The sequence below is a fragment of the Bradyrhizobium sp. ISRA436 genome, assembly GCF_029910015.1.
Lineage (GTDB): Bacteria > Pseudomonadota > Alphaproteobacteria > Rhizobiales > Xanthobacteraceae > Bradyrhizobium.
Window position 1 is genome coordinate 3,087,483 of record NZ_CP094519.1, and the last position, 22,502, is coordinate 3,109,984.

Annotated in this window: 29 protein-coding genes and 1 pseudogene; 28 read left to right on the top strand and 2 right to left on the bottom strand. The window is 63.7% G+C overall.

Going from position 1 to position 22,502, the window contains the following annotated elements:
- The first annotated feature begins 34 nt into the window (after nt 1-34).
- Nucleotides 35-2,095: an FAD-dependent oxidoreductase gene (locus tag MTX23_RS14490; RefSeq protein ID WP_280977343.1), complete on the top strand. Its 2,061-nt coding sequence runs from the start codon at nt 35-37 to the stop codon at nt 2,093-2,095.
- 206 nt (nt 2,096-2,301) lie between these two features.
- The gene (locus MTX23_RS14495) at nt 2,302-4,308 is read left to right on the top strand and encodes an ABC transporter ATP-binding protein (protein WP_280977344.1); all 2,007 of its coding nucleotides are present in this window, start codon (nt 2,302-2,304) and stop codon (nt 4,306-4,308) included.
- Between the two features lie 35 nt (nt 4,309-4,343).
- On the opposite strand, the gene MTX23_RS14500 is transcribed toward MTX23_RS14495, so the two are convergent.
- Entirely contained in the window at nt 4,344-5,552 is a 1,209-nt protein-coding gene (locus MTX23_RS14500) for an FAD-dependent monooxygenase (protein ID WP_280977345.1), read from the bottom strand.
- A gap of 574 nt (nt 5,553-6,126) precedes the next feature.
- Between MTX23_RS14500 and MTX23_RS36360 the strand changes: the two are divergent.
- Nucleotides 6,127-6,567 (top strand): annotated as a pseudogene (locus MTX23_RS36360) (GNAT family N-acetyltransferase); the annotation flags it as partial.
- 198 nt (nt 6,568-6,765) lie between these two features.
- Here the strand turns inward: MTX23_RS36360 and MTX23_RS14510 are convergent.
- Nucleotides 6,766-7,953 carry an NAD(P)/FAD-dependent oxidoreductase gene (locus MTX23_RS14510; protein WP_280977346.1) on the bottom strand — a complete coding sequence of 396 codons (1,188 nt, stop codon included), beginning with the start codon at nt 7,951-7,953 and terminating at the stop codon, nt 6,766-6,768.
- Between the two features lie 690 nt (nt 7,954-8,643).
- Here MTX23_RS14510 and rpsL point away from each other — a divergent pair.
- The 25 genes from rpsL to rplO all read left to right on the top strand — a co-directional run bounded on the left by rpsL (nt 8,644) and on the right by rplO (nt 22,461).
- Nucleotides 8,644-9,015 (top strand): 30S ribosomal protein S12, encoded by a 372-nt coding sequence (rpsL, locus tag MTX23_RS14515; protein WP_006611834.1) that lies wholly within the window; start codon nt 8,644-8,646, stop codon nt 9,013-9,015.
- Nucleotides 9,016-9,030: 15 nt separating this feature from the next.
- Complete coding sequence (gene rpsG, locus MTX23_RS14520) at nt 9,031-9,501, top strand: 30S ribosomal protein S7 (RefSeq protein WP_280977347.1); 471 nt, start codon at nt 9,031-9,033, stop codon at nt 9,499-9,501.
- 30 nt (nt 9,502-9,531) lie between these two features.
- Nucleotides 9,532-11,604 carry an elongation factor G gene (gene fusA / locus MTX23_RS14525; RefSeq protein ID WP_280977348.1) on the top strand — a complete coding sequence of 691 codons (2,073 nt, stop codon included), beginning with the start codon at nt 9,532-9,534 and terminating at the stop codon, nt 11,602-11,604.
- 40 nt (nt 11,605-11,644) lie between these two features.
- Nucleotides 11,645-12,835, top strand: coding sequence for an elongation factor Tu (gene tuf / locus MTX23_RS14530; RefSeq protein ID WP_280977349.1), 1,191 nt, complete (start codon nt 11,645-11,647; stop codon nt 12,833-12,835).
- Nucleotides 12,836-12,921: 86 nt separating this feature from the next.
- Complete coding sequence (gene rpsJ / locus MTX23_RS14535; protein WP_002712302.1) at nt 12,922-13,230, top strand: 30S ribosomal protein S10; 309 nt, start codon at nt 12,922-12,924, stop codon at nt 13,228-13,230.
- A 54-nt stretch (nt 13,231-13,284) separates the two neighbouring features.
- Nucleotides 13,285-14,004: a 50S ribosomal protein L3 gene (gene rplC, locus MTX23_RS14540; protein WP_280977350.1), complete on the top strand. Its 720-nt coding sequence runs from the start codon at nt 13,285-13,287 to the stop codon at nt 14,002-14,004.
- 1 nt (nt 14,005) lies between these two features.
- A complete protein-coding gene (gene rplD / locus MTX23_RS14545; RefSeq protein ID WP_280977351.1) occupies nt 14,006-14,626 on the top strand; it encodes a 50S ribosomal protein L4 in 621 nt (206 codons plus the stop codon).
- Nucleotides 14,623-14,922 carry a 50S ribosomal protein L23 gene (locus MTX23_RS14550; protein WP_044538543.1) on the top strand — a complete coding sequence of 100 codons (300 nt, stop codon included), beginning with the start codon at nt 14,623-14,625 and terminating at the stop codon, nt 14,920-14,922. The genes rplD and MTX23_RS14550 overlap by 4 nt, the downstream gene beginning before the upstream one ends.
- 12 nt (nt 14,923-14,934) lie before the next feature.
- Entirely contained in the window at nt 14,935-15,768 is an 834-nt protein-coding gene (gene rplB / locus MTX23_RS14555; RefSeq protein WP_280977352.1) for a 50S ribosomal protein L2, read from the top strand.
- 12 nt (nt 15,769-15,780) lie between these two features.
- On the top strand, nt 15,781-16,059 hold the full coding sequence (gene rpsS, locus MTX23_RS14560; RefSeq protein ID WP_280977353.1) for a 30S ribosomal protein S19: 279 nt from the start codon (nt 15,781-15,783) through the stop codon (nt 16,057-16,059).
- 10 nt (nt 16,060-16,069) lie between these two features.
- On the top strand, nt 16,070-16,456 hold the full coding sequence (gene rplV, locus MTX23_RS14565) for a 50S ribosomal protein L22 (protein WP_280977354.1): 387 nt from the start codon (nt 16,070-16,072) through the stop codon (nt 16,454-16,456).
- Between the two features lie 17 nt (nt 16,457-16,473).
- A complete protein-coding gene (rpsC, locus tag MTX23_RS14570) occupies nt 16,474-17,178 on the top strand; it encodes a 30S ribosomal protein S3 (protein ID WP_280977355.1) in 705 nt (234 codons plus the stop codon).
- 30 nt (nt 17,179-17,208) lie between these two features.
- Nucleotides 17,209-17,622 carry a 50S ribosomal protein L16 gene (gene rplP, locus MTX23_RS14575; protein ID WP_280977356.1) on the top strand — a complete coding sequence of 138 codons (414 nt, stop codon included), beginning with the start codon at nt 17,209-17,211 and terminating at the stop codon, nt 17,620-17,622.
- Nucleotides 17,623-17,627: 5 nt separating this feature from the next.
- Nucleotides 17,628-17,834 (top strand): 50S ribosomal protein L29, encoded by a 207-nt coding sequence (gene rpmC / locus MTX23_RS14580; RefSeq protein ID WP_280977357.1) that lies wholly within the window; start codon nt 17,628-17,630, stop codon nt 17,832-17,834.
- Nucleotides 17,835-17,845: 11 nt separating this feature from the next.
- Nucleotides 17,846-18,094, top strand: a complete 249-nt coding sequence (rpsQ, locus tag MTX23_RS14585; RefSeq protein ID WP_066499426.1) for a 30S ribosomal protein S17 — start codon at nt 17,846-17,848, stop codon at nt 18,092-18,094.
- Nucleotides 18,095-18,169: 75 nt separating this feature from the next.
- A complete protein-coding gene (gene rplN / locus MTX23_RS14590; protein WP_006611848.1) occupies nt 18,170-18,538 on the top strand; it encodes a 50S ribosomal protein L14 in 369 nt (122 codons plus the stop codon).
- Entirely contained in the window at nt 18,538-18,852 is a 315-nt protein-coding gene (gene rplX, locus MTX23_RS14595) for a 50S ribosomal protein L24 (RefSeq protein WP_280977358.1), read from the top strand. Before rplN ends, rplX begins: the two co-directional genes overlap by 1 nt.
- Entirely contained in the window at nt 18,845-19,402 is a 558-nt protein-coding gene (gene rplE / locus MTX23_RS14600; RefSeq protein WP_280977359.1) for a 50S ribosomal protein L5, read from the top strand. Before rplX ends, rplE begins: the two co-directional genes overlap by 8 nt.
- 46 nt (nt 19,403-19,448) lie before the next feature.
- Nucleotides 19,449-19,754: a 30S ribosomal protein S14 gene (gene rpsN, locus MTX23_RS14605; protein ID WP_280977360.1), complete on the top strand. Its 306-nt coding sequence runs from the start codon at nt 19,449-19,451 to the stop codon at nt 19,752-19,754.
- A gap of 14 nt (nt 19,755-19,768) precedes the next feature.
- Nucleotides 19,769-20,167, top strand: a complete 399-nt coding sequence (gene rpsH, locus MTX23_RS14610; protein ID WP_280977361.1) for a 30S ribosomal protein S8 — start codon at nt 19,769-19,771, stop codon at nt 20,165-20,167.
- 14 nt (nt 20,168-20,181) lie between these two features.
- Entirely contained in the window at nt 20,182-20,715 is a 534-nt protein-coding gene (rplF, locus tag MTX23_RS14615; RefSeq protein WP_280977362.1) for a 50S ribosomal protein L6, read from the top strand.
- Between the two features lie 11 nt (nt 20,716-20,726).
- A complete protein-coding gene (gene rplR / locus MTX23_RS14620; RefSeq protein WP_280977363.1) occupies nt 20,727-21,086 on the top strand; it encodes a 50S ribosomal protein L18 in 360 nt (119 codons plus the stop codon).
- A gap of 57 nt (nt 21,087-21,143) precedes the next feature.
- Nucleotides 21,144-21,719: a 30S ribosomal protein S5 gene (gene rpsE, locus MTX23_RS14625; RefSeq protein WP_016843761.1), complete on the top strand. Its 576-nt coding sequence runs from the start codon at nt 21,144-21,146 to the stop codon at nt 21,717-21,719.
- A 39-nt stretch (nt 21,720-21,758) separates the two neighbouring features.
- The gene (gene rpmD, locus MTX23_RS14630; protein ID WP_028335461.1) at nt 21,759-21,950 is read left to right on the top strand and encodes a 50S ribosomal protein L30; all 192 of its coding nucleotides are present in this window, start codon (nt 21,759-21,761) and stop codon (nt 21,948-21,950) included.
- 22 nt (nt 21,951-21,972) lie between these two features.
- A complete protein-coding gene (rplO, locus tag MTX23_RS14635) occupies nt 21,973-22,461 on the top strand; it encodes a 50S ribosomal protein L15 (protein ID WP_280977364.1) in 489 nt (162 codons plus the stop codon).
- Nucleotides 22,462-22,502: the final 41 nt, after the last annotated feature.

Below are 22,502 nucleotides of genomic sequence, written 5' to 3' on the forward strand. Positions count from 1 at the left end.
CTGCTTTGCAGTTTCCGGAGACCACGGAATTCACATGCTTGACTTGGCTATCGTTGGCGGCGGCCCCGGGGGGCTGATGAGCGCCTGGTACTTGAAGCGTAAGCTCGGCGACCTCTGCCGCGTCACGATCTTCGAGGCGTCGAACCGACTCGGCGGCAAGATTCTCACGCGCAAATTCGAGTCCGCGCCCGCGATGTACGAGGCCGGCGTTGCCGAAATCTACGATTACTCGATGACGGGGCCGGATCCGCTCCGCGAGCTGATCCAGCATTTCGGACTGCAGACGATTCCGATGGACGCCGAGCAGGTTCAGCTCGACGGCGAGCTGCTCGCCGACGTCTCCGGCATGCGGCGCAAATACGGCCCGCAGACCGCGGCCGCGATCGAGGCGTTCCGCAAGCGCTGCGCCGACCTGGTGTCGCCGATCGAATATTACGAGGGCATCGGCGCCCACGACAACGAACACCCATGGGCCTACAAGACCGCCGAGCAGGTGCTCGACGAGGAGGTCGAGGACGAGACCGCCAAGCGCTTCTTCAAGGTGATGGCGCGCTCCGACATCGCGACAGAGAGCCACAACACCAACGGCCTCAACGCGCTGAAGAACTACGTGATGGACGTCGACGGCTATATCGGCCTTTACTCGATCCAGAACGGCAATGAGCAATTGATCGACTGCCTGCGCTCGGAAGTCGATGCCGACATCCAGCTCAACCATCGCGTTCTCAAGGTCGGCAAGACCGCAAACGGCCGCTATCAGCTCAACATGATGAACGGCAAGGGACCGGAGACGCGTGACTTCGACCTCGTGCTGGTCTGTCTGCCGCATTCCTGGCTTGCGACCATGCGCTGGGACGGCGAGGCCCTGCGCCGGTCGATGGTCAAGCACGTCGCCTATTTCGACCGTCCCGCGCACTATCTGCGCGTCTCGATCCTGTTCGACGAGCCGTTCTGGGGCGAGAAGATCCCGGGCGCCTGGTTCATGTCGGAGGCGTTCGGCGGCTGCTGCGTCTACAATGAGGGCGCGCGCCACGACGTCGGCAAGCACGGCGTGCTGAACTGGCTGATCGCCGGCTCCGACGCGCTCGCCTTCGCCAATCTCAGCGACCAGGAGCTGATCGACGCCGCGCTGAAGTCGCTGCCGGCCTCGCTCGGCAACGCGCGCGAGCATTTCCTGGAAGGCAAGATCCACCGCTGGCTGTCGTCGGTCAACGCGCTGCCCGGCGGCCTGCCGGTGCGCGATATCATGACCAACCACCGCCCCGAGCCGAAGGAGCATCCGGGCATCGTGGTGGTCGGCGATTATCTGTTCGATTCGACGTTGAACGGGTTGCTCGACTCTTCGGACGCCGCGACCGACATCATCGTTACCGAGATGATGCGGCTGCGCCGCGCCCGCGCGCAGGCGGATCCGACGTTCTCCGACAAGATCGACCGCAGCTACTTCGACAACTACCGCGGCGCCGGTCCGTACAGCGAAGCCTGGCGTCAGTTCAGCGATCCGGACTATCTGACGGACCTGATCAAGACGGTGTGGGGCCGGGCGAAGGACCACAAGCTGCTGATCGCGGGCTCCGCCAGCGGCGAGCTGGTGGGCGCGCTGCGCGAACGCGGCATCGACGCCTGGGGTATCGAGAACAACCGCTACATCCACGGCAAGACGCCGAAGGCGCTGACGAAGTACAACAAGCTCGGCTCGATCGCCGACATGCCGTTCAAGGACAACGAGTTCGATTTCGTGTTCGAGACCAGCCTGTGCCATCTCGGCGAAAAGCAGGTGCCGCGCGCCGTGCGCGAGCTCAACCGTGTGGTCAAGACCGGCCTTGTGTTCGGCTCGGTGACCTCGGACATGGCGCCGGCGGTGATCGACCGCTACGACCTGTTGCGGGGGGTGAAGAAGCTCGGCACCTGGTGGGAATGGTCGGAGCTGTTCTTCAGCAACGGGTTCGACCTGTCGATGCACCGCCACGACTGCACCGATGCGTTGTGGGCGCTGACGCTTGCAGCCAACAAGGGACCGGGGCAGTGGTACGCCGACGCCGACAGCCTGCGCTATTCCTTCTTCGACAAGGTCGATGCCGACGAGGACGATTAACGGGGAGGGGCGCGAGGCAGGCATCTCGCGTCAACAATCCGTCAAGCAGCAGCGGTCCGGCCGAATCCATGGGGCCGCCGCGCCACGGGTTGGTTGTCCCAAACGCTTTGCCGAACTGGTCCTGATCGCATAGGATCGCCGCCGCAGTGCTTGCCGCTGCAATTTCGATTTGCGGTCATGCCGGCCGTGGAGCATCGGTTGGTTTCATGGCGCCCAAGTCTCCCGCATCCGACACTCCGAAACTGCTCGATCCCGACGATCCCGAGCTGAAGAAGAAGCTCCCGGGCGCGCCTACGCCGGCCGTCTCGCCGAAGCCGGCTGCCGCGCCGCTACAGGACGATGACGACGAGGAGGACGAGCTCGATCTCGACGATGATGATGACGACGAGGATCTGGCCGTCTTCACCGCCAAGGAAGCCGCCGGCGCGCTCTCCACGATCTTCGGCTTCGTCAAGCCAATCCTGGCTGGCTACAAGAGGCCGTTCGCCTTCGTGACCATCGGCGTGCTGGTCGAGACGTTGTTCAACGTCATCATGCCGCTGAGCCTGAAATTCCTGATCGACGACGCGCTCGGCGAGGAGGATTTCGGAGCCCTTTACAAAATCCTGGGCGTGCTTGCCGTCGCGGGCATCGTCACCTCGATCATCGCGGTGTGGTACGAGCGCTGGGACGCGCGGCTCGCCGCCGGCATCATTGCCGACGTGCGGACGCGGCTGTTCGAGCATGTCCAGAACCTGCCGTCTGCCTATTTCGCGCGCACCAAGCGCGGCGAGATATTGTCGCGTTTCTCGATCGACCTCTCGGCGTTCGAAGGCTCGATCAAGAACTTTGCCAACAGCGCGGCGCTGCCGTTCTTCGAATTGTTCGCTGGCATCATCCTGATGCTGTTCCTCAGCTGGCAGCTCGCTGCGGTCGCACTGCTGATATTTCCGATCACGCTGATCGGCCCGCGCATCCTGACACCGAAGGCGGTGCAGGCGAACTACGAGCAGAAGCTGAACGAGGCGGCGCTGCTGGGGACGGTGCAGGAGAACGTGGCAGCGCAGGCGGTGGTGAAGGCGTTCAACCTGCAGCGCCGAGCGCTCGGCTGGTTCACCCTGCGCAACCGCGACGTCAGGGCGAAGGCGGCCTCCGCCATGTTCCTGTCGACCATGGTGGAGCGCACCGTCACCATCGCGGTACTGCTGTTGCACCTCGTGGTGCTGGCGATCGGCGCCTACCTGGCGACCAAGGGGCAGATCACCGTCGGTACCTTCGTGACCTTCGAGAGCGCGTTCTGGGAGGTGTCGTACAACATCGCTCATCTCATGCATTTCATTCCGATGTCGATCCAGTCGGCGGCGGCGGTGCAGCACATCCAGGAACTGCTCGACGAGCCGACCCGCGGTGCCGACCGCCCCGGCGCACCGGATCTGCCGCGCATCACCAACGACATCACCTTCGACCACGTCACGTTCAAATACGAGGGCGCGTCGACGCCGGTGCTCGACAATCTCAGCCTCAAGCTCAAGGCCGGCAAGAGCGTCGCGATCGTCGGCCCCAGCGGCTCCGGCAAGAGCACCTTGCTGAACCTGATTCTGCGTCTCTACGTGCCGGACGAAGGCCGCGTCGCCATCGACGGCGTCGACATCCGCAAGGTGACGCGGGAATCGCTGCGGGCGAATATGGCGATCGTGTTCCAGGAGAACATGCTCTTCAACATGTCGATCCGCGAGAACATCCGGCTCGGCAAGGAGGGGGCGACCGACGCGGAGGTCGAGGACGCTGCGAAGAAGGCCGAGATCCACCGCTACATCATGAGCCTGCCGCACAGATACGACACGCCGGTCGGCGAACGCGGCGACACGCTGTCGGGCGGTCAGCGCCAGCGCATCGCGATCGCGCGCGCGATCATCCGCAATCCATCCGTGCTGCTGCTCGACGAGGCGACCTCGGCCCTCGACCAGACCACGGAGGCCGCGATCAACCACACGCTGCTCAAGGTCGCCAAGGGCCGCACCATGATCTGGTCGACGCACCGCCTGACCTCGGTGGTCGAGATGGACGAGATCATCGTGATATCGGGCGGCAGGGCGATCGAGCGCGGCTCGCATGCCGAGTTGCTCGCCGGGAACGGCGTCTACCGCAAGCTCTGGGACGACCAGGGCCACGCCTCGCATGGCGCGGACGATGACGACGAAGACGATGATGAGGATGAGGACGACGAGGAGTAATCCCGTCGGGTTGTCGCCGGTCGCGCTCGCCTGGATCAGGCGAGCCGGCCTCGCTGCGGTTGTCCGCCGATCACGCGGCGTTCGGGGCGGGCAGACCTCACCGGCAGCCGTTTGCGGATCGCGTAGCGGACGCCCTGGGCGAGGCGAACCGCGAAGCGGCCCCAACGACCAGCCCGCCATGCAACCCCGCGTTCGATCGAGAGCGACCGCAGGTGATAGGCCTTGGCGAGGCATCGCGCCTCGCATGCGACCTTGATGGGGTCCTCGTAGAATTGCTTGATCTTGTCGACGTCCATGCCGTCCGTGGCGAGCCAGGCAGGGATATGGACGTTGCAGAGGCGTTCGACATCGGTGAAGACTTTGGTCGTCCCGGTGCCGGCGGCCGGGCAGGACGTCGAAAACGCGTCGCCGGCCAGCACGACGCCGGGCCGAAGATAGCCGTCGGTCACGCAGAGATCGGCGGGCCTGATCCGGATCGGCGTGCCCACCTTGAAATCCCCCATCATGCGATGCAGGCCCGGCATCACCGCCATCATCGTCGCTTCGGGGGCCTGCCGGAAATCGCGCAGCCACGGATCGGTCATGTCGCGGTAGACCATCAGGTTGGCGCGCATCTTGTCGCCGATCGGGAAGACCGAGAGATAGGCCATCCGCTGGCCTGGCCGCCCCGGCCAGTAGGTCAGCGCCGGGAATTCGAACGAGGCGCGGCCGACCGGCGCGATGTTGAAGCCAAGCGTGATCGAATGACATGAGCTGATGACGCGGCGTTGCATGCCGAGCATCTCGCGAAGACCGATGTTCAGTCCGTTTGCGAGCACGACGAGGCGCGCCGAAACCACCTTGTCGTCGGCGAGCGTGATCCTTTGGCGGTCGCTGCTGGTTACAATCGCGTAGGCCTTGCCGTGGATGATCTCTACGCTCGCGGGGACCTGCGCACGGACGGCATTGACCAGCGTGTCGTACATCACGCCGTGCTGGTCGCTCGGTTTCCTGGCGACCACGAGGCCGAAGCGTGCCTCCCAGACCTCGCCGTCGAGCGTGGTGGCGTCCAGCGTTTGTTCGGCGAGACCCGTCTTGCGCAACAGCTCGAGCTGGTTTCCGGCCAGCTTCTCGCAGCGCAGCTCGGGCGGGTAGGTCACGTGCGGATCGATCAGGCAGGCCGTCACGCCGGCGCGCCCGAGCATTGCTGCGGCAGTCGCGCCGGCAAGGCCGCCGCCCACGATCGCAACGTCCGTGTACCGCATGGATGATGGGCCCCGAATTGAAGCGGCGAGTCTGCGCCTCAATGGCAAAAAAACGCTGAAGCGCCTGATCACGATCCGGTCAACACCGCCGCGCTTAATCGAATCACAATCTCCGCATCGCACGATGCCCTGTCGAAACGACCGAACAGGCAAATTGCGGATGATTTCGGTAACGATCGATTCACCAAATCTGGACCTTGGCACGCAGTGGGACGATCTCGTTCTGCGGGCATCGCCGAACGTGTTCATGAATCCTGCCGCGCTGAAGGCGGCGAACGACACTCATTTTGCCCGCATCGGGATGATGCTCGCATGGCATGAGGGCACAGGTTCGCGCCGCCTGGTCGGCGCCTGGGCCCTGCAGCGGCGCAGGGTGGTCCCGTGCTGGCCCGAGGTGCTGGAGGGGCTGCCTTACAACTACGCCTTTCTGTCCAACCCGGTGGTCGATCCCCTCCATGTCGACGAGGTGATGCCGGCGCTGCTGGCGGCAGTCGAGATGAACCCGCAGCTGCCGAAGATGATGAACCTGATGCAGTTCGATGCGGAAACGCCGAGCCACAAAGCGATGATGGATATGCTCGCCGCGCGCGGCGTGGCTCCGCTGGTGCTGACGACGAGCGCACGGCCTTATGTGACGCGGGAGTTCGGCGTGAAGCGCTCCGGCTCGACGCGGAAGAAGCTGCGCCAGGACTGGAACAGGCTGTCGGCGCTGGGCAACGTCGAGGTGATCAACGACCGATCGCCCGCCGCCGTGCCCGCCGCGTTCGAGACATTTCTGACGATGGAGCAGGCGAGCTGGAAGGGCGCGCGCGGCACCGCGCTGCTGTCGGACGGCCGCGATGCGGTGTTTGCGCGGAGACTGATGCAGAATCTCGCCGCCGTGCAATGCGCATCGGTCGCGCTGCTGCAGGTCAACGATGAACCGATCGCGGCACAGGTTTTGATGTATTGCGGAACGACGGCCTATACCTGGAAGACGGCGTTCGATCTGACGTTCGGCAAGTACTCGCCCGGCGCGCTGCTGGTCGACAAGGTCACGGACCAGCTGCTTGCCGGATCCGGTATCCAGGCGATCAATTCGTGCGCCGCCGAGGACAGCTTCATGGCGCAGCTATGGGCCGGCCGCCGTCCCATGGTGGACATGCTGATCGACGTTCGCGCCGGTCATTCGCTGGGCTACCGGATGGAAGCGGGGCGCCAGCTCGGTTACCAGCTACTGCGGCGTCTGCGGCACCGCATGCGCCACCGCCGCCCGGCGTCCGCCGCTGCGCAGCCGCCGAAGCCGGCCTTTGACAAGATAGGCGAGAAAGCGCGCCCAGCGCTGAGCGCGCCAATAGAGCCCGGGGTCGATCGACACCGAGCGGAACGAGAACGCCTTGGCGTTTGACCAGGCGTCGCACGCCGTCTTGAGCGGATCGTCGTAATAGGTTGCGATCTTGTCCGCACCCATGCCGTCGGTCGCGAGCCAGGCCGGGATGTGGACGCTGCAGAGCTGCACCACGTCGGTGAACACCTTGTCGGTTCCGGTGCCGCTGACCGGGCAGGTGGCCGCAAAGGCGTCGCCGACCAGCACGACGCCGGCCTGCCGATAGCCGGTGCTGACATAGAGGTCGGTGGGCCTGACCCTGATGTCGCCGGAGACATCGAAGTCGCCGGTGATCCGGCGCAACCGCGGCAGCGCGGCGTTGAGTGCCTCGACCGGATTGCGCCGCATCGCGCGCAGCCAGGGATCTTCGGCCTGGCGATAGGTGAAGAGATTGGCGCGCATCCGGCCTTCGATCGGAAACAGCGTCAGATAGGGGATGCGATCGCTTGGCCGCTCGGAGAAATAGGTCATCGCCGCGAACGGGAAGGCCGAACGCCCCACCGGCACGAGATCGAAGCCGAACGAGATGGAGTGGCAGGGGCTGGTGACCTCGCGCCCAATGCCGAGGCTGCGGCGCAGCCCGACGTTCAGTCCATTGGCGAGCACCAAGAGCCGGGCCGAGATCGTATCGCCGTTGGAAAGCGCCAGCGTCTGGCGTTCGGCGCTGGTCCTGACATCGATAACCTTGTCGCAGACGAATTCGGCCGGTCCGGCGATTTCGGCGCGGATTGCTGCGATCAGCGCGTCGTACATGATGCCGAATTGCTGGTTCGGGGGAGTGTCGAGCAGATAGCCGAATCGCGCGATCCAGTTTTCGCCGCTCCTTGTGGCCGAGCGCAGCACGGATTCGGCGAATCCCGTCGCAGCGAATCGCTGCAGCTGCTCAACTCCGCCGAGCTTCTCGACGCGGAAATCGAACGGATAGGTCCGGTGCGGGTCGATCAAAATGTTCGGAATCCCGGCGCGCCCGAGCATGGCCGCAGCGGTCGAACCCGCGAGGCCTCCGCCGATGATTGCAATGTCGGTGTGCCGCATAAGGGGTCCGAGACGACAGGACCCGCCTTTTTTGCGCTGCGAATGGCAAATAAAACCTTAGTTTTGCGGCCGACTCCCGTACCCGGTCGGGAAGAATTGTTTCTGATCATATTATGTCCGGGTAAAATATGATTCACCCGAACGCACCGTGGGGTAGTGTGGGGCAGGGGAATTGTCATAATCCGGCGTGCACGCGGGCGCGGAGGAAATGCGAAATCCGCAGGCGCCAGAGGCGCTTCTTTGATTATCGTTTTGCTTGACTTCACTATCCCGCGCTTATACAAGGCGCCCACTTAACGACAGGCGGTGAGCTACGCCAGCGTCGGAACGGAACACCCTAGGGTCCCTTTTGGGAGACGGACGGGCACCAACCTCGACGAATGCCGCTCAAACGCTGTCGATGATAGCTAGGCAATGCCAGGACGATTTTAGTTCTCTTGAGCAAGTCCTCTTGAGAGTGAATTCGGATGCATGACCTCGGTGGCGGGCTGGGCAGCGAACGCTGAGCAGTCCGGGAATCGCGGTCCTCTGTGGCGTCGAAGCGCTTTCCGCTCAGCGATGAGTGGTTGGCGCGATTTCGTTTTGCGCGGTTGATTGTTCCGCGTCGAGCGGGCCGTACGGGATGGCTGATCCCGAGAAGAATTTGCGGAGCCATTCAAGGTTTCGCGCGAACTAAAGGGTGAAGGCTGCATGCCGACGATCAACCAGCTGATCGCTAATCCACGTGAAGTGCAGAAGTCGCGCAAGAAGGTGCCGGCGCTGCAGCAGTCGCCGCAGAAGCGCGGCGTTTGCACGCGCGTCTACACCACGACCCCGAAGAAGCCGAACTCGGCGCTTCGCAAGGTCGCCAAGGTGCGCCTGACCAACGGCTTCGAGGTGATCGGCTACATCCCGGGTGAGGGCCATAACCTGCAGGAGCACTCGGTGGTCATGATCCGCGGCGGCCGCGTCAAGGACTTGCCGGGCGTGCGCTACCACATCCTCCGCGGCGTGCTGGATACCCAGGGCGTCAAGAACCGTAAGCAGCGCCGTTCGAAGTACGGCGCGAAGCGTCCGAAGTAAGCGGGAACCGATCAGATGTCGCGTCGCCATTCTGCTGAGAAGCGTGAAGTTCTTCCCGACCCGAAGTTCGGGAACATTGTCATTACGAAGTTCATGAACTCGGTGATGTACGCCGGGAAGAAGTCGGTTGCCGAAAACATCGTCTACGGTGCGCTCGGCATGATCGAGGCCAAGACCAAGCAGAACCCGCTCGGCGTGTTCGAGCAGGCGCTCGAGAATGTGATGCCGACCATCGAGGTCCGCTCCCGCCGCGTCGGTGGCGCGACCTACCAGGTGCCGGTGGAAGTCCGCTCGGTGCGCCGTCAGGCGCTCGGCATCCGCTGGCTCATTTCGGCCGCGCGCGAGCGCAACGAGAAGACCATGACGGAGCGGCTCTCGGCGGAGCTGCTGGATGCGTCGAACAATCGCGGGAACGCCGTCAAGAAGCGTGAAGACGTGCACCGGATGGCGGAAGCCAACCGCGCCTTCTCGCACTATCGCTGGTAAGGCGAACAACGGAATCTAAGGAACAGTCTCATGCCCCGCCAACATGCCATCGAGGACTACCGCAACTTCGGTATCATGGCGCATATCGACGCCGGCAAGACCACGACCACCGAGCGCATCCTCTATTACACCGGCAAGAGCCACAAGATCGGCGAAGTGCACGAAGGTGCCGCGACGATGGACTGGATGGAGCAGGAGCAGGAGCGCGGCATCACGATCACCTCGGCTGCGACCACCGCGTTCTGGAACGGCAAGCGCCTGAACATCATCGACACCCCCGGCCACGTCGACTTCACCATTGAGGTCGAGCGTTCGCTGCGCGTGCTCGACGGCGCCGTGTGCGTGCTCGACTCCAACCAGGGCGTCGAGCCGCAGACCGAGACCGTGTGGCGCCAGGGCGACAAGTACAAGGTGCCGCGCATCGTGTTCGCCAACAAGATGGACAAGACCGGCGCCGACTTCTTCAAGTGCCTGTCCGACATCGTCGACCGCCTCGGCGCCAAGCCGATCGCGATCCAGCTTCCGATCGGTGCCGAGAACAACTTCAAGGGTCTCGTTGACCTCGTGAAGATGAAGGGCATCATCTGGAACGATGAATCGCTCGGCGCCAAGTTCGACTATGTCGACATCCCGGAAGATCTGGTCGAGCAGGCCAAGGAATATCGCGAGAAGATGGTGGAAGCCGCCGTCGAGCTCGACGACGATGCCATGGCCGCTTACCTCGACGGCAAGGAGCCCGACGAGGCGACGCTCAAGAGGCTGCTTCGCAAGGCAGTGCTGACCGGCGCCTTCTATCCGGTGCTGTGCGGCTCCGCGTTCAAGAACAAGGGTGTGCAGCCGCTGCTCGACGCCGTCGTCGACTATCTGCCGTCGCCGCTCGATGTGCCCGCGATCAAGGGCACCGACGACAAGGGCAACGAAGTGGTGCGCAAGGCGGACGACAAGGAGCCGCTGTCGCTGCTCGCGTTCAAGATCATGGACGATCCCTTCGTCGGCACGATCACCTTCTGTCGCATCTACTCTGGCATCCTGCAGTCGGGCACCGGCGTGGTGAACTCGACCCGCGAGAAGAAGGAGCGTATCGGCCGCATGCTGCTGATGCATGCGAACAACCGCGAAGACATCAAGGAAGCCTATGCCGGCGACATCGTCGCGCTGGCAGGCCTGAAGGAAGCGCGCACCGGTGACACGCTGTGCGATCCGACCCACCCCGTGATCCTCGAGAAGATGGAATTCCCGGAGCCGGTGATCGAGATCGCGATCGAGCCGAAGTCGAAGGCCGACCAGGAAAAGCTGGGCGTGGCGCTCGCCAAGCTCGCCGCGGAGGATCCGTCCTTCCGCGTATCGACCGACCACGAGTCCGGTCAGACCATCCTGAAGGGCATGGGCGAACTCCATCTCGACATCAAGGTCGACATCCTCAAGCGCACCTACAAGGTCGACGCCAATATCGGCGCGCCGCAGGTGGCGTTCCGTGAGCGTGTCACCAAGCGGGTCGAGCACAGCTATACCCACAAGAAGCAGACCGGCGGTACCGGCCAGTTTGCTGCCGTGACGCTGATCGTCGAGCCGAACGAGGCCGGCAAGGGCTACGAGTTCGAGTCGAAGATCGTGGGCGGTGCGGTGCCGAAGGAATACATCCCCGGCGTCGAAAAGGGTCTGGAGAGCGTGCTGTCGTCGGGCGTGGTCGCCGGCTTCCCGGTGGTCGACGTCAAGGTGCAGCTGATCGACGGCAAGTTCCACGACGTTGACTCGTCGGCGCTGGCCTTCGAAATCGCCACGCGCGCCTGCTTCCGCGAGGCGCTGCAGATGGGCAAGTCTGTTCTGCTCGAGCCGATCATGAAGGTCGAGGTGGTGACCCCGGAAGACTACACCGGTTCGGTCATCGGCGACCTGAACTCGCGGCGCGGCCAGATCCAGGGCCAAGACATGCGCGGCAATGCCAACGTCATCAACGCGATGGTCCCGCTCATGAACATGTTCGGTTACGTGAACAATCTGCGCTCGATGAGCCAGGGTCGCGCGACCTTCACCATGCAGTTCGATCACTACGCCGAAGCTCCGGCGAACGTGTCGGCTGAAGTCCAGAAGAAGTTTGCCTGATTGTCGTTGGTTGGCAACTAACGATTGAACGGAGAGTCAAATGGCCAAAGCTAAATTCGAACGTACCAAGCCGCACTGCAACATCGGAACCATCGGTCACGTCGACCACGGCAAGACCTCGCTGACCGCAGCGATTACCAAGGTGCTCGCAGAAACCGGTGGTGCGACGTTCACCGCCTACGACCAGATCGACAAGGCGCCGGAAGAGAAGGCGCGCGGCATCACCATCTCGACCGCACACGTCGAGTACGAGACGACCAACCGTCACTATGCCCACGTCGACTGCCCCGGCCACGCCGACTACGTGAAGAACATGATCACGGGCGCTGCCCAGATGGACGGCGCGATCCTGGTCGTGTCGGCCGCTGACGGCCCGATGCCGCAGACCCGCGAGCACATCCTGCTCGCCCGCCAGGTCGGCGTGCCCGCGCTCGTCGTGTTCCTCAACAAGTGCGACATGGTCGACGATCCGGAGCTGCTCGAGCTCGTCGAGCTCGAAGTCCGCGAGTTGCTCTCGAAGTACGAATTCCCGGGCGACAAGATCCCGATCATCAAGGGCTCGGCGCTCGCCGCCCTCGAAGACAAGGACAAGAAGCTCGGCCACGACGCCATCCTCGAGCTGATGCGCAACGTCGACGAGTACATCCCGCAGCCGGAGCGTCCGATCGACCAGCCGTTCCTGATGCCGGTCGAAGACGTGTTCTCGATCTCGGGCCGTGGCACCGTCGTCACCGGCCGTGTCGAGCGTGGCATCGTCAAGGTCGGCGACGAAATCGAAATCGTCGGTATCCGCGACACCCAGAAGACCATCGTCACCGGCGTCGAAATGTTCCGCAAGCTGCTCGATCAGGGCCAGGCTGGCGACAACATCGGTGCGCTGCTCCGCGGCACCAAGCGCGAGGAAGTCGAGCGTGGCCAGGTGCTGTGCAAGCCCGGTTCGGTCAAGCCGCACACCAAGTTCAAGGCTGAGGCCTACATCCTCACCAAGGAAGAGGGCGGCCGCCACACCCCGTTCTTCACAAACTACCGTCCGCAGTTCTACTTCCGCACCACCGACGTGACCGGCGTCGTGCACCTGCCCGAAGGCACCGAGATGGTGATGCCGGGTGACAACATCGCGATGGAAGTGCACCTGATCGTGCCGATCGCGATGGAAGAAAAGCTGCGCTTCGCGATCCGCGAAGGCGGCCGCACCGTCGGCGCCGGCGTCGTCGCCGCCATCATCGAGTAAGAACGCGAATAGGGAATGGCGAGTAGCGAGTGGGTCACTCCATTCGCTATTCGCTACTCGCCACTCACTAAAGAGAGAATACGGCAATGAACGGCCAAAACATTCGCATCCGTCTCAAGGCGTTCGACCATCGAATCCTCGATACGTCGACCCGTGAGATCGTGAACACGGCGAAGCGCACCGGTGCGCAGGTTCGCGGACCCATTCCGCTGCCGACCCGCATCGAGAAGTTCACCGTCAACCGTTCGCCGCACGTTGACAAGAAGAGCCGCGAGCAATTCGAGATGCGCACCCACAAGCGCCTCCTCGACATTGTCGACCCGACCCCGCAGACCGTCGATGCGCTGATGAAGCTCGACCTGGCCGCTGGTGTCGACGTCGAGATCAAGCTCTAAGGATTTGGATTTTTACGTCCGCCGCTTGCGGACAGAAAGACAGGAAGCACGCCGATGCGCTCCGGAGTGATCGCACAAAAGGTCGGGATGACGCGGGTCTTTACGGAGACCGGCGAGCATATCCCTGTGACCGTGCTGAAGCTGGGCAACTGCCAGGTGCTGGGTCACCGCACGACCGAGAAGAACGGCTATGTCGCCCTTCAGCTCGGCGCGGGCACCCGCAAGACCGTCTACATGCCCAAGGCCGAACGCGGCCAGTTCGCGGTCGCCAAGGTCGAGCCCAAGCGCAAGGTCGCCGAGTTCCGCGTGTCCGAGGACTCGCTGATCCCGGTGGGCGCGGAAATCCAGGCGGACCATTTCGTGGTCGGCCAGTTTGTCGACGTGACCGGCACCTCGGTCGGTAAGGGTTTTGCCGGCGGTATGAAGCGCTGGAATTTCGGCGGCCTGCGCGCCACCCACGGTGTGTCGATCTCGCACCGTTCGATCGGTTCGACCGGTGGTCGTCAGGATCCCGGCAAGACCTGGAAGAACAAGAAGATGCCCGGTCACATGGGCGTTGATCGCATCACCACGCTCAATCTGCGCGTGGTGCAGACCGACGTCGAGCGCGGCCTGATCCTCGTCGAAGGCGCCGTTCCCGGCTCCAAGGGCGGCTGGATCTCGGTGCGCGACGCGGTGAAGAAGCCGCTGCCGAAGGAAGCCCCGAAGCCCGGCAAGTTCAAGGTTGCCGGCGGCGAGGCTGCCGAGGCTCCGGCCGAGAAGGAGGGCGCGTGAGATGGAACTGAAAGTCACGACCCTTGAAGGCAAGGACGCCGGATCGGTTCAGCTCTCGGACGCGATCTTCGGTCTCGAGCCGCGCGCGGACATCATCCAGCGCTGCGTGCAGTGGCAGCTGAACAAGCGTCAGGCCGGTACGCACAAGGCCAAGGGCCGCGCTGAGATCTGGCGCACCGGCAAGAAGATGTACAAGCAGAAGGGCACCGGCGGCGCCCGTCACGGCTCGGCTCGCGTGCCGCAGTTCCGCGGCGGTGGCCGAGCGTTTGGTCCGATCGTTCGCTCGCATGCGACCGACCTGCCGAAGAAGGTGCGGGCGCTCGCGCTGAAGCATGCGTTGTCGGCCAAGGCCAAGGATGGCGGGCTTGTCGTGATCGACAATGCAGCCGTCAAGGAGGCCAAGACCAAGGCGCTGCTCGGTCAATTCTCCGGCCTCGGGCTCACCAACGCGCTGATCATCGACGGTGCGGAGCTGAACGCCGGTTTCGCGACGGCGGCCCGCAACATCCCGAACATCGACGTGCTGCCCATCCAGGGCATCAACGTCTACGACATTCTCCGCCGCCAGAAGCTGGTGCTGACCAAGGCCGCGGTTGATGCGCTGGAGGCGCGCTTCAAATGAAGAATATTGATCCGCGCCACTACGACGTGATCGTCGCTCCGGTCGTGACGGAAAAGGCGACGCTGGCCTCCGAGCACAACAAGGTGCTGTTCAAGGTCTCCGGCAAGGCCACCAAGCCGCAGATCAAGGAAGCGATCGAGAAGCTGTTCGACGTCAAGGTGAAGAGCGTCAACACCCTCGTTCGCAAGGGCAAGACCAAGGTGTTCCGCGGCAATCTCGGCTCGCAGTCGGACACCAAGCGCGCGATCGTGACCCTGGAAGAGGGCCACCGGATCGACGTGACTACCGGACTATAAGGCGCAACGACGATGGCATTGAAAACCTACAATCCCACGACGCCGGGCCAGCGCCAGCTGGTCATGGTCGATCGTTCGGCGCTCTACAAGGGCAAGCCGGTGAAGACGCTGACCGAGGGCAAGCTCGGCACCGGCGGCCGCAACAACACCGGTCGCATCACCGTGCGCTTCCGCGGTGGCGGCCACAAGAAGGCCTACCGCACCGTCGACTTCCGCCGCGACAAGGTGGACGTGCCGGCGACCGTGGAACGGCTGGAATATGATCCGAACCGCACCGCGTTCATCGCGCTGATCAAGTACCAGGACGGCGAGCAGGCCTACATCCTGGCGCCGCAGCGTCTGGCGGCGGGCGACACCGTCGTCGCCGGCAACTATGTCGACGTGAAGCCCGGCAACGTCATGCCGCTCGGCAACATGCCGGTCGGCACGATCGTGCACAACATCGAGCTCAAGATCGGCAAGGGCGGGCAGCTCGCGCGCTCGGCCGGTACCTACGCCCAGATCGTCGGCCGCGACCAGGACTACGTGATCATCCGCCTGAACTCGGGCGAGCAGCGCCTGGTGCACGGCCGTTGCCGCGGCACGATCGGCGCGGTCTCCAACCCCGATCACATGAACATCTCGATCGGCAAGGCCGGTCGGACTCGCTGGCTCGGCTGGCGTCCGCACAACCGCGGCGTCGTCATGAACCCGATCGATCACCCGCACGGCGGTGGTGAAGGTCGTACCTCGGGCGGTCGCCACCCGGTTACTCCGTGGGGCAAGCCGACCAAGGGCAAGAAGACCCGCACCAACAAGTCGACCAACAAATTCATTCTCCTAAGCCGCCACAAGCGGAAGAAGTAAGGAACGCCGGACATGGTTCGTTCAGTCTGGAAAGGCCCGTTCGTCGAAGGCTCTCTGCTCAAGAAGGCAGATGCCGCGCGCGCGTCCGGCCGTCACGACGTCATCAAGATCTGGAGCCGCCACTCGACTATCCTGCCGCAGTTCGTCGGCCTGACGTTCGGCGTCTACAACGGCCAGAAGCATGTGCCGGTGGCGGTCAACGAGGAAATGGTGGGTCACAAGTTCGGCGAGTTCTCGCCGACCCGGACCTTCCATGGCCACTCAGGCGACAAGAAAGCCAAGAAGGCTTGAGGATTAGACGATGAGCAAACCAAAGCGCGAACGTAGCCTCGCGGACAATGAGGCCAAGGCCGTCGCCCGCATGCTGCGCGTCAGCCCGCAGAAGCTCAACCTGGTGGCGCAGCTGATCCGCGGCCGCAAGGCGTCTGCTGCGCTCGCCGACCTGCAGTTCTCGCGCAAGCGGATCGCGGTCGACGTCAAGAAGTGCCTGGAGTCGGCAATCGCGAACGCCGAGAACAACCATGACCTCGATGTCGACGATCTCGTCGTTGCCGAGGCGCATGTCGGCAACGGTCTCGTGATGAAGCGCTTTGCGCCGCGTGGTCGTGGCCGTTCGGGCCGTGTGTACAAACCGTTCTCGCACCTGACCATCGTGGTTCGTCAGGTCGAGGCCGAGGCAAGCGCTTAAGGGCGCAGGAGAAGACGATGGGTCAAAAGATCAATCCAATCGGGCTGCGTCTCGGCATCAACCGGACCTGGGATTCCCGTTGGTTCGCCGGCAAGCAGGAATACGGCAAGCTGTTGCACGAGGACGTCAAGATCCGCGAGATCCTGCACAAGGAGCTCAAGCAGGCGGCCGTGGCGCGTATCGTGATCGAGCGTCCGCACAAGAAGTGCCGCGTGACGATCCACTCGGCGCGTCCGGGCGTGGTGATCGGCAAGAAGGGCGCCGACATCGACAAGCTGCGCAAGAAGGTCGCCGACATCACCTCGTCGGACGTCGTGATCAACATCGTGGAGATCCGCAAGCCCGAGCTCGACGCGACCCTGGTCGCAGAATCGATCGCCCAGCAGCTCGAGCGCCGCGTCGCGTTCCGCCGCGCCATGAAGCGCGCCGTGCAGTCGGCGATGCGCCTCGGTGCCGAAGGCATCCGCATCAACTGCTCGGGCCGTCTCGGCGGCGCTGAAATCGCGCGCATGGAGTGGTACCGCGAGGGCCGCGTGCCGCTGCACACGCTGCGCGCCGACGTCGATTACGGCGTTGCGACCGCGTTCACGACCTTCGGCACCTGCGGCGTCAAGGTCTGGATCTTCAAGGGTGAGATCCTCGAGCACGATCCGATGGCCCAGGACAAGAAGATGGCCGAAGGCGACACCCCGCGTTCGCGCCGCGATGCGGCCGCCGCTTGAGGCAAAGCAGGAATTTGAGGGCTTAAAGCCATGATGCAACCTAAGAAAACGAAGTTCCGGAAGGCGCATAAGGGCCGTATCCACGGCGTTGCGACCTCTGGCGCGACGTTGGCGTTCGGCCAGTTCGGCCTGAAGGCGATGGAGCCTGAGCGCGTCACCGCCCGCCAGATCGAAGCCGCCCGCCGCGCGCTGACCCGTCACATGAAGCGCGCCGGCCGCGTCTGGATCCGCGTGTTCCCCGATGTGCCGGTGTCCAAGAAGCCCGCCGAAGTCCGCATGGGCTCCGGCAAGGGTTCGCCGGAATTGTGGGTGGTCCGGATCAAGCCGGGCCGCGTGATGTTCGAGATCGACGGCGTGCCGGTGCAGACCGCGAGGGAAGCGCTGTCGCTCGCCGCCGCCAAGCTGCCGATCAAGACGCGCTTCGTCGCGCGCATTGCGGAGTAATCGCCATGGCCGAGATGAAAGTTGCAGACATTCGCGCGATGAGCGACGACCAGCGGGAAGACGCGATCCTCAACCTGAAGAAGGAGCGCTTCAACCTCCGCTTCCAGCGCGCCACCGGTCAGCTGGAGAACACGTCGCGGATGCGGGAAGCCCGCCGTGACATCGCCCGTATCAAGACCATCGCTGCCGAGCAGCGCGCGAAGAAGAAGTAAGGGGCCAAGCTATGCCGAAACGTACTCTGCAGGGCGTGGTCGTCAGCGACAAGCAAGCCAAGACGGTGGTGGTGCGCGTCGATCGCCGCTTCACCCATCCGATCTACAAGAAGACGATCCGCCGTTCCAAGAACTACCACGCGCACGACGAGAACAACCAGTTCAAGCCCGGCGATATGGTCTGGATCGAGGAATCGAAGCCGATCTCGAAGCTGAAGCGCTGGACCGTGGTCCGGGGCGAACACAAGAAAACGGCCTGATAACTTCGGCTTAGCCGAGGCATTTCAGGGAAATTTTGAGCGCGCTAAAGCGCAGAAAGAGGACGAGGTGCATCAATGATTCAGATGCAGACCAACCTCGACGTGGCCGATAATTCAGGCGCACGCCGTGTCATGTGCATCAAGGTGCTTGGCGGTTCCAAGCGTCGCTATGCCACCGTGGGCGACATTATCGTTGTGTCGATCAAGGAAGCCATTCCGCGTGGCAAGGTGAAGAAGGGCGACGTGATGAAGGCCGTCGTGGTGCGGGTCCGCAAGGACATCCGCCGCGCCGACGGTTCGGTCATCCGTTTTGACCGCAACGCCGCCGTGCTGATCAACAACCAGTCGGAGCCGGTCGGTACCCGTATTTTCGGGCCGGTGCCGCGCGAGCTTCGCGCCAAGAACCACATGAAGATCATTTCGCTCGCGCCGGAGGTGCTGTGATGGCTGCCAAAATCCGCAAGGGCGACAAGGTGATCGTGCTCACCGGCCGCGACAAGGGTCGCACCGGCGAGGTGTTCGAGGTGCGTCCGGACGAGAACAAGGCTCTCGTCCGCGGCATCAACATGGTGAAGCGTCACCAGAAGCAGACCCAGTCCCAGGAGGGCGGCATCATCTCCAAGGAGGCGCCGATCCACCTGTCGAACATTGCGTATGTCGGCAAGGACGGAAAGCCGACCCGCATTGGGTTCAAGATTCAGGCCGATGGCAAGAAGGTTCGTGTTGCCAAGAGCTCGGGAGCAGAGATCGATGGCTGATACCGCTTACGTGCCGCGCCTGCGCGCGGAGTATGACAAGAAGATCCGCGGCATGATGACCGAGAAGTTCGGCTATGCCAACGTGATGCAGGTTCCGCGCCTGGACAAGGTCGTGCTCAACATGGGCGTCGGCGAGTCCGTCAACGACCGCAAGAAGGCCGAGACCGCCGCTGCCGAGCTGACCCTGATCGCCGGCCAGAAGGCGATCGTGACCTATTCGCGCGTCGCGATCGCGACCTTCAAGCTGCGCGAGAACCAGCCGATCGGCTGCAAGGTCACGCTGCGCAAGGCCCATATGTACGAGTTCATCGACCGCCTGGTGAACGTGGCGCTGCCCCGCGTCCGCGACTTCCGCGGCCTGAACCCGAAGAGCTTCGACGGCCGCGGCAACTATTCGCTCGGCATCAAGGAGCACATCATTTTCCCCGAGATCGACTTCGACAAGGTCTCGGAAGCGCGTGGCATGGACATCACGGTCTGCACCACCGCCAAGACCGACGACGAGGCGCGCGCCTTGTTGACCGCTTTCAATTTCCCGTTCCGGCAGTGAGTAGCTGAGTCAAGGCAACTCAAACGCGGATACCCAGGAGCCAAGCATGGCAAAGAAGAGTTCAGTCGAGAAGAACAACCGGCGCAAGCGGATGGCGAAGAACGCCGCTCCCCGCCGCGAGAAGCTGAAGGCGATCATCGCCGACAAGACCAAGCCGATGGAAGAGCGCTTCGCGGCGACGCTGAAGCTCGCCGAGATGCCGCGCAACTCGTCGCCGACGCGCATCCGCAACCGCTGCGAGCTGACCGGGCGTCCGCGCTCGAACTATCGCAAGAACAAGCTGTCGCGCATCGCGCTGCGTGAACTCGGCTCCAAGGGCCTGGTTCCCGGGCTCGTGAAGTCAAGCTGGTAAGGAGGGTCGGAACCATGTCCACGCACGATCCGATCTCCGATCTCATCACCCGCATCCGCAACGCGCAGATGCGCTCGAAGTCCAAGGTCTCGAGCCCCGGCTCGAAGATGCGCGCCAACGTGCTCGAGGTGCTGAAGGCCGAGGGTTACATCCGCGGCTACGCCAGCGTCGAGCATGCGAGCGGCCGCAGCGAGCTCGAGATCGAGCTGAAGTATTTCGACGGAGAGCCCGTCATCCGCGAGATCGAGCGGGTGTCGAAGCCGGGCCGCCGCGTTTACGCCTCGGTGAAGAACCTGCCGCGCGTGAACAACGGTCTCGGCATTTCGGTGTTGTCGACGCCGAAGGGAATCATGGCTGACCACGAGGCGCGCGAGGCGAATGTGGGCGGCGAAGTTCTCTTCACGGTGTTCTGAGGAAGGAATTTACGATGTCACGTATCGGCAAGAAGCCGGTGGCGATCCCGTCGGGTGTGACGGCGACCGTCGAAGGCCAGACGGTGAAGGTGAAGGGGCCGAAGGGCCAGCTTCAGTTCGTCGTGCATGACGACGTCGAGGTGAAGTTCGAGAACGGCCAGGTCAAGGTCGCTCCGCGCGTCAAGACCAACCGCGCGCAGGCGATGTACGGCACCGCGCGGGCGCAGGTGGCGAACCTCGTCGAGGGCGTCACCAAGGGCTTCGAGAAGAAGCTCGAGATCACCGGCGTCGGCTACCGCGCCGCGATGCAGGGCAAGAACCTGCAGCTCGCGCTCGGCTACAGCCACGACGTGATCTACGCGATCCCGGAAGGCATCACCATCGCGGTGCCGAAGCCGACCGAGATCACGATCACCGGCAACGACCCGCAGCGCGTCGGTCAGGTCGCCGCCGAGATCCGCGCCTACCGTCCGCCGGAGCCCTACAAGGGCAAGGGCGTGAAGTACGCCAACGAATTTATCTTCCGCAAGGAAGGCAAGAAGAAGTAACGGAGCCGGTCATGTCACTCAAGGTTACGAATGCCCGGCGCAAGCAGCGCGTGCGCCTTGCGCTTCGCCGTTCGGCAGGCGGCCGTCCACGGCTGTCGGTGTTCCGCTCGTCGAAGCACATCTACGCCCAGGTCATCGACGACCAGAAGGGCGAGACGCTGGCGTCCGCCTCGTCGCTGGAGAAGACCATGCGCGAATCCGGCAAGACCGGCGCCGACATCGATGCGGCAAAGGCGGTCGGCAAGCTGCTGGCGGAACGTGCGGCGCAGAAGGGTGTCAAGGAAGTCGTGTTCGATCGCGGCGCCTACATCTATCACGGGCGCGTCAAGGCGCTCGCCGATGCGGCGCGCGAAGGCGGATTGAGCTTCTAAACGAATCGAACGATTACGAGGAAAGAGGCGCAGGCCTCCTAGAGATTGGAAAACACCATGGCAGGTGAACGCGAACGCGGCGGACGCGAACGGAGCAGGGAGCGCGAGGAGCGCGACAGCGAGTTCGTCGACAAGCTCGTCCACATCAATCGCGTGGCGAAGGTCGTCAAGGGCGGCAAGCGCTTCGGCTTTGCGGCGCTGGTCGTGATCGGCGACCAGAAGGGCCGGGTCGGTTTCGGCCACGGCAAGGCGCGCGAAGTTCCCGAGGCGATCCGCAAGGCGACCGAGTCGGCCAAGCGGAACCTGACGCGCGTCGCCCTTCGCGAAGGTCGCACGCTGCACCACGACATCGCCGGCCGTCACGGCGCCGGCCGCGTCTATCTGCGTGCCGCTCCGGCCGGTACCGGCATCATCGCCGGCGGCCCGATGCGCGCGGTGTTCGAGACGCTCGGCATCCAGGACGTGGTGGCGAAGTCGATCGGCTCGTCGAATCCCTACAACATGGTTCGCGCGACCTTCGACGCGCTGAAGCATCAGGATTCGCCGCGTTCGGTGGCCGCCCGCCGCAACATCAAGGTCTCCACCCTGCAGTCGCGCCGCGTCGGCGGCGACGCCGAAGTGGTGGCGGAATAACCCGCGCGGGAAACCAGCGCGCTATTTGGAGTTATTGTCATGGCCAAGGCCAGCAAGACGATCAAGGTCGAGCAGATCGGCAGCGCGATCCGCCGCCATCACTCGCAGCGTTCGACGCTGATCGGCCTCAAGCTCAACAAGATCGGTCGGGTCGCCGAGCTGCAGGACACCCCTGAAGTTCGCGGCATGATCAGCAAGGTCCAGCATCTCGTCCGCGTCGTCGGCGAGTAAGCAAGATATAAGGAGAAGGGCGATGAAGCTCAGCGATATCGCCGACAACGCCGGCGCCCGCAAGAAGCGGATGCGCGTCGGCCGTGGCATCGGTTCCGGCAAGGGCAAGACCTCGGGCCGCGGCGGCAAGGGCCAGACCGCGCGTTCGGGCGTCCGCATCAAGGGTTTCGAAGGCGGCCAGATGCCGATGCATCGCCGTCTGCCCAAGCGCGGCTTCAACAACATCTTCAAGCTCGACTTCGCCGAGATCAATCTCGATCGTCTGCAGGAAGCGATCGACAACAAGCTGGTCGATGCGTCTGCGACCGTGAACGCCGAAACCCTGGTCAAGGCCGGCGTGCTGCGCCGCGCCAAGGATGGCCTGCGGCTGCTCGGCCGCGGCGAGATCAAGGCCAAGCTGACCATCGAGGTGCACGGCGCCTCCAAGTCGGCGATTGCCGCGGTCGAGAAGGCTGGCGGCTCGGTCAAGATCCTGGCCCCCGCCAAGGCGGAAGAAGGCGAGGCGGCGTAACATCTGCGTCATTGCCCGCGCGCGGCTCGGGCAATCCGCAG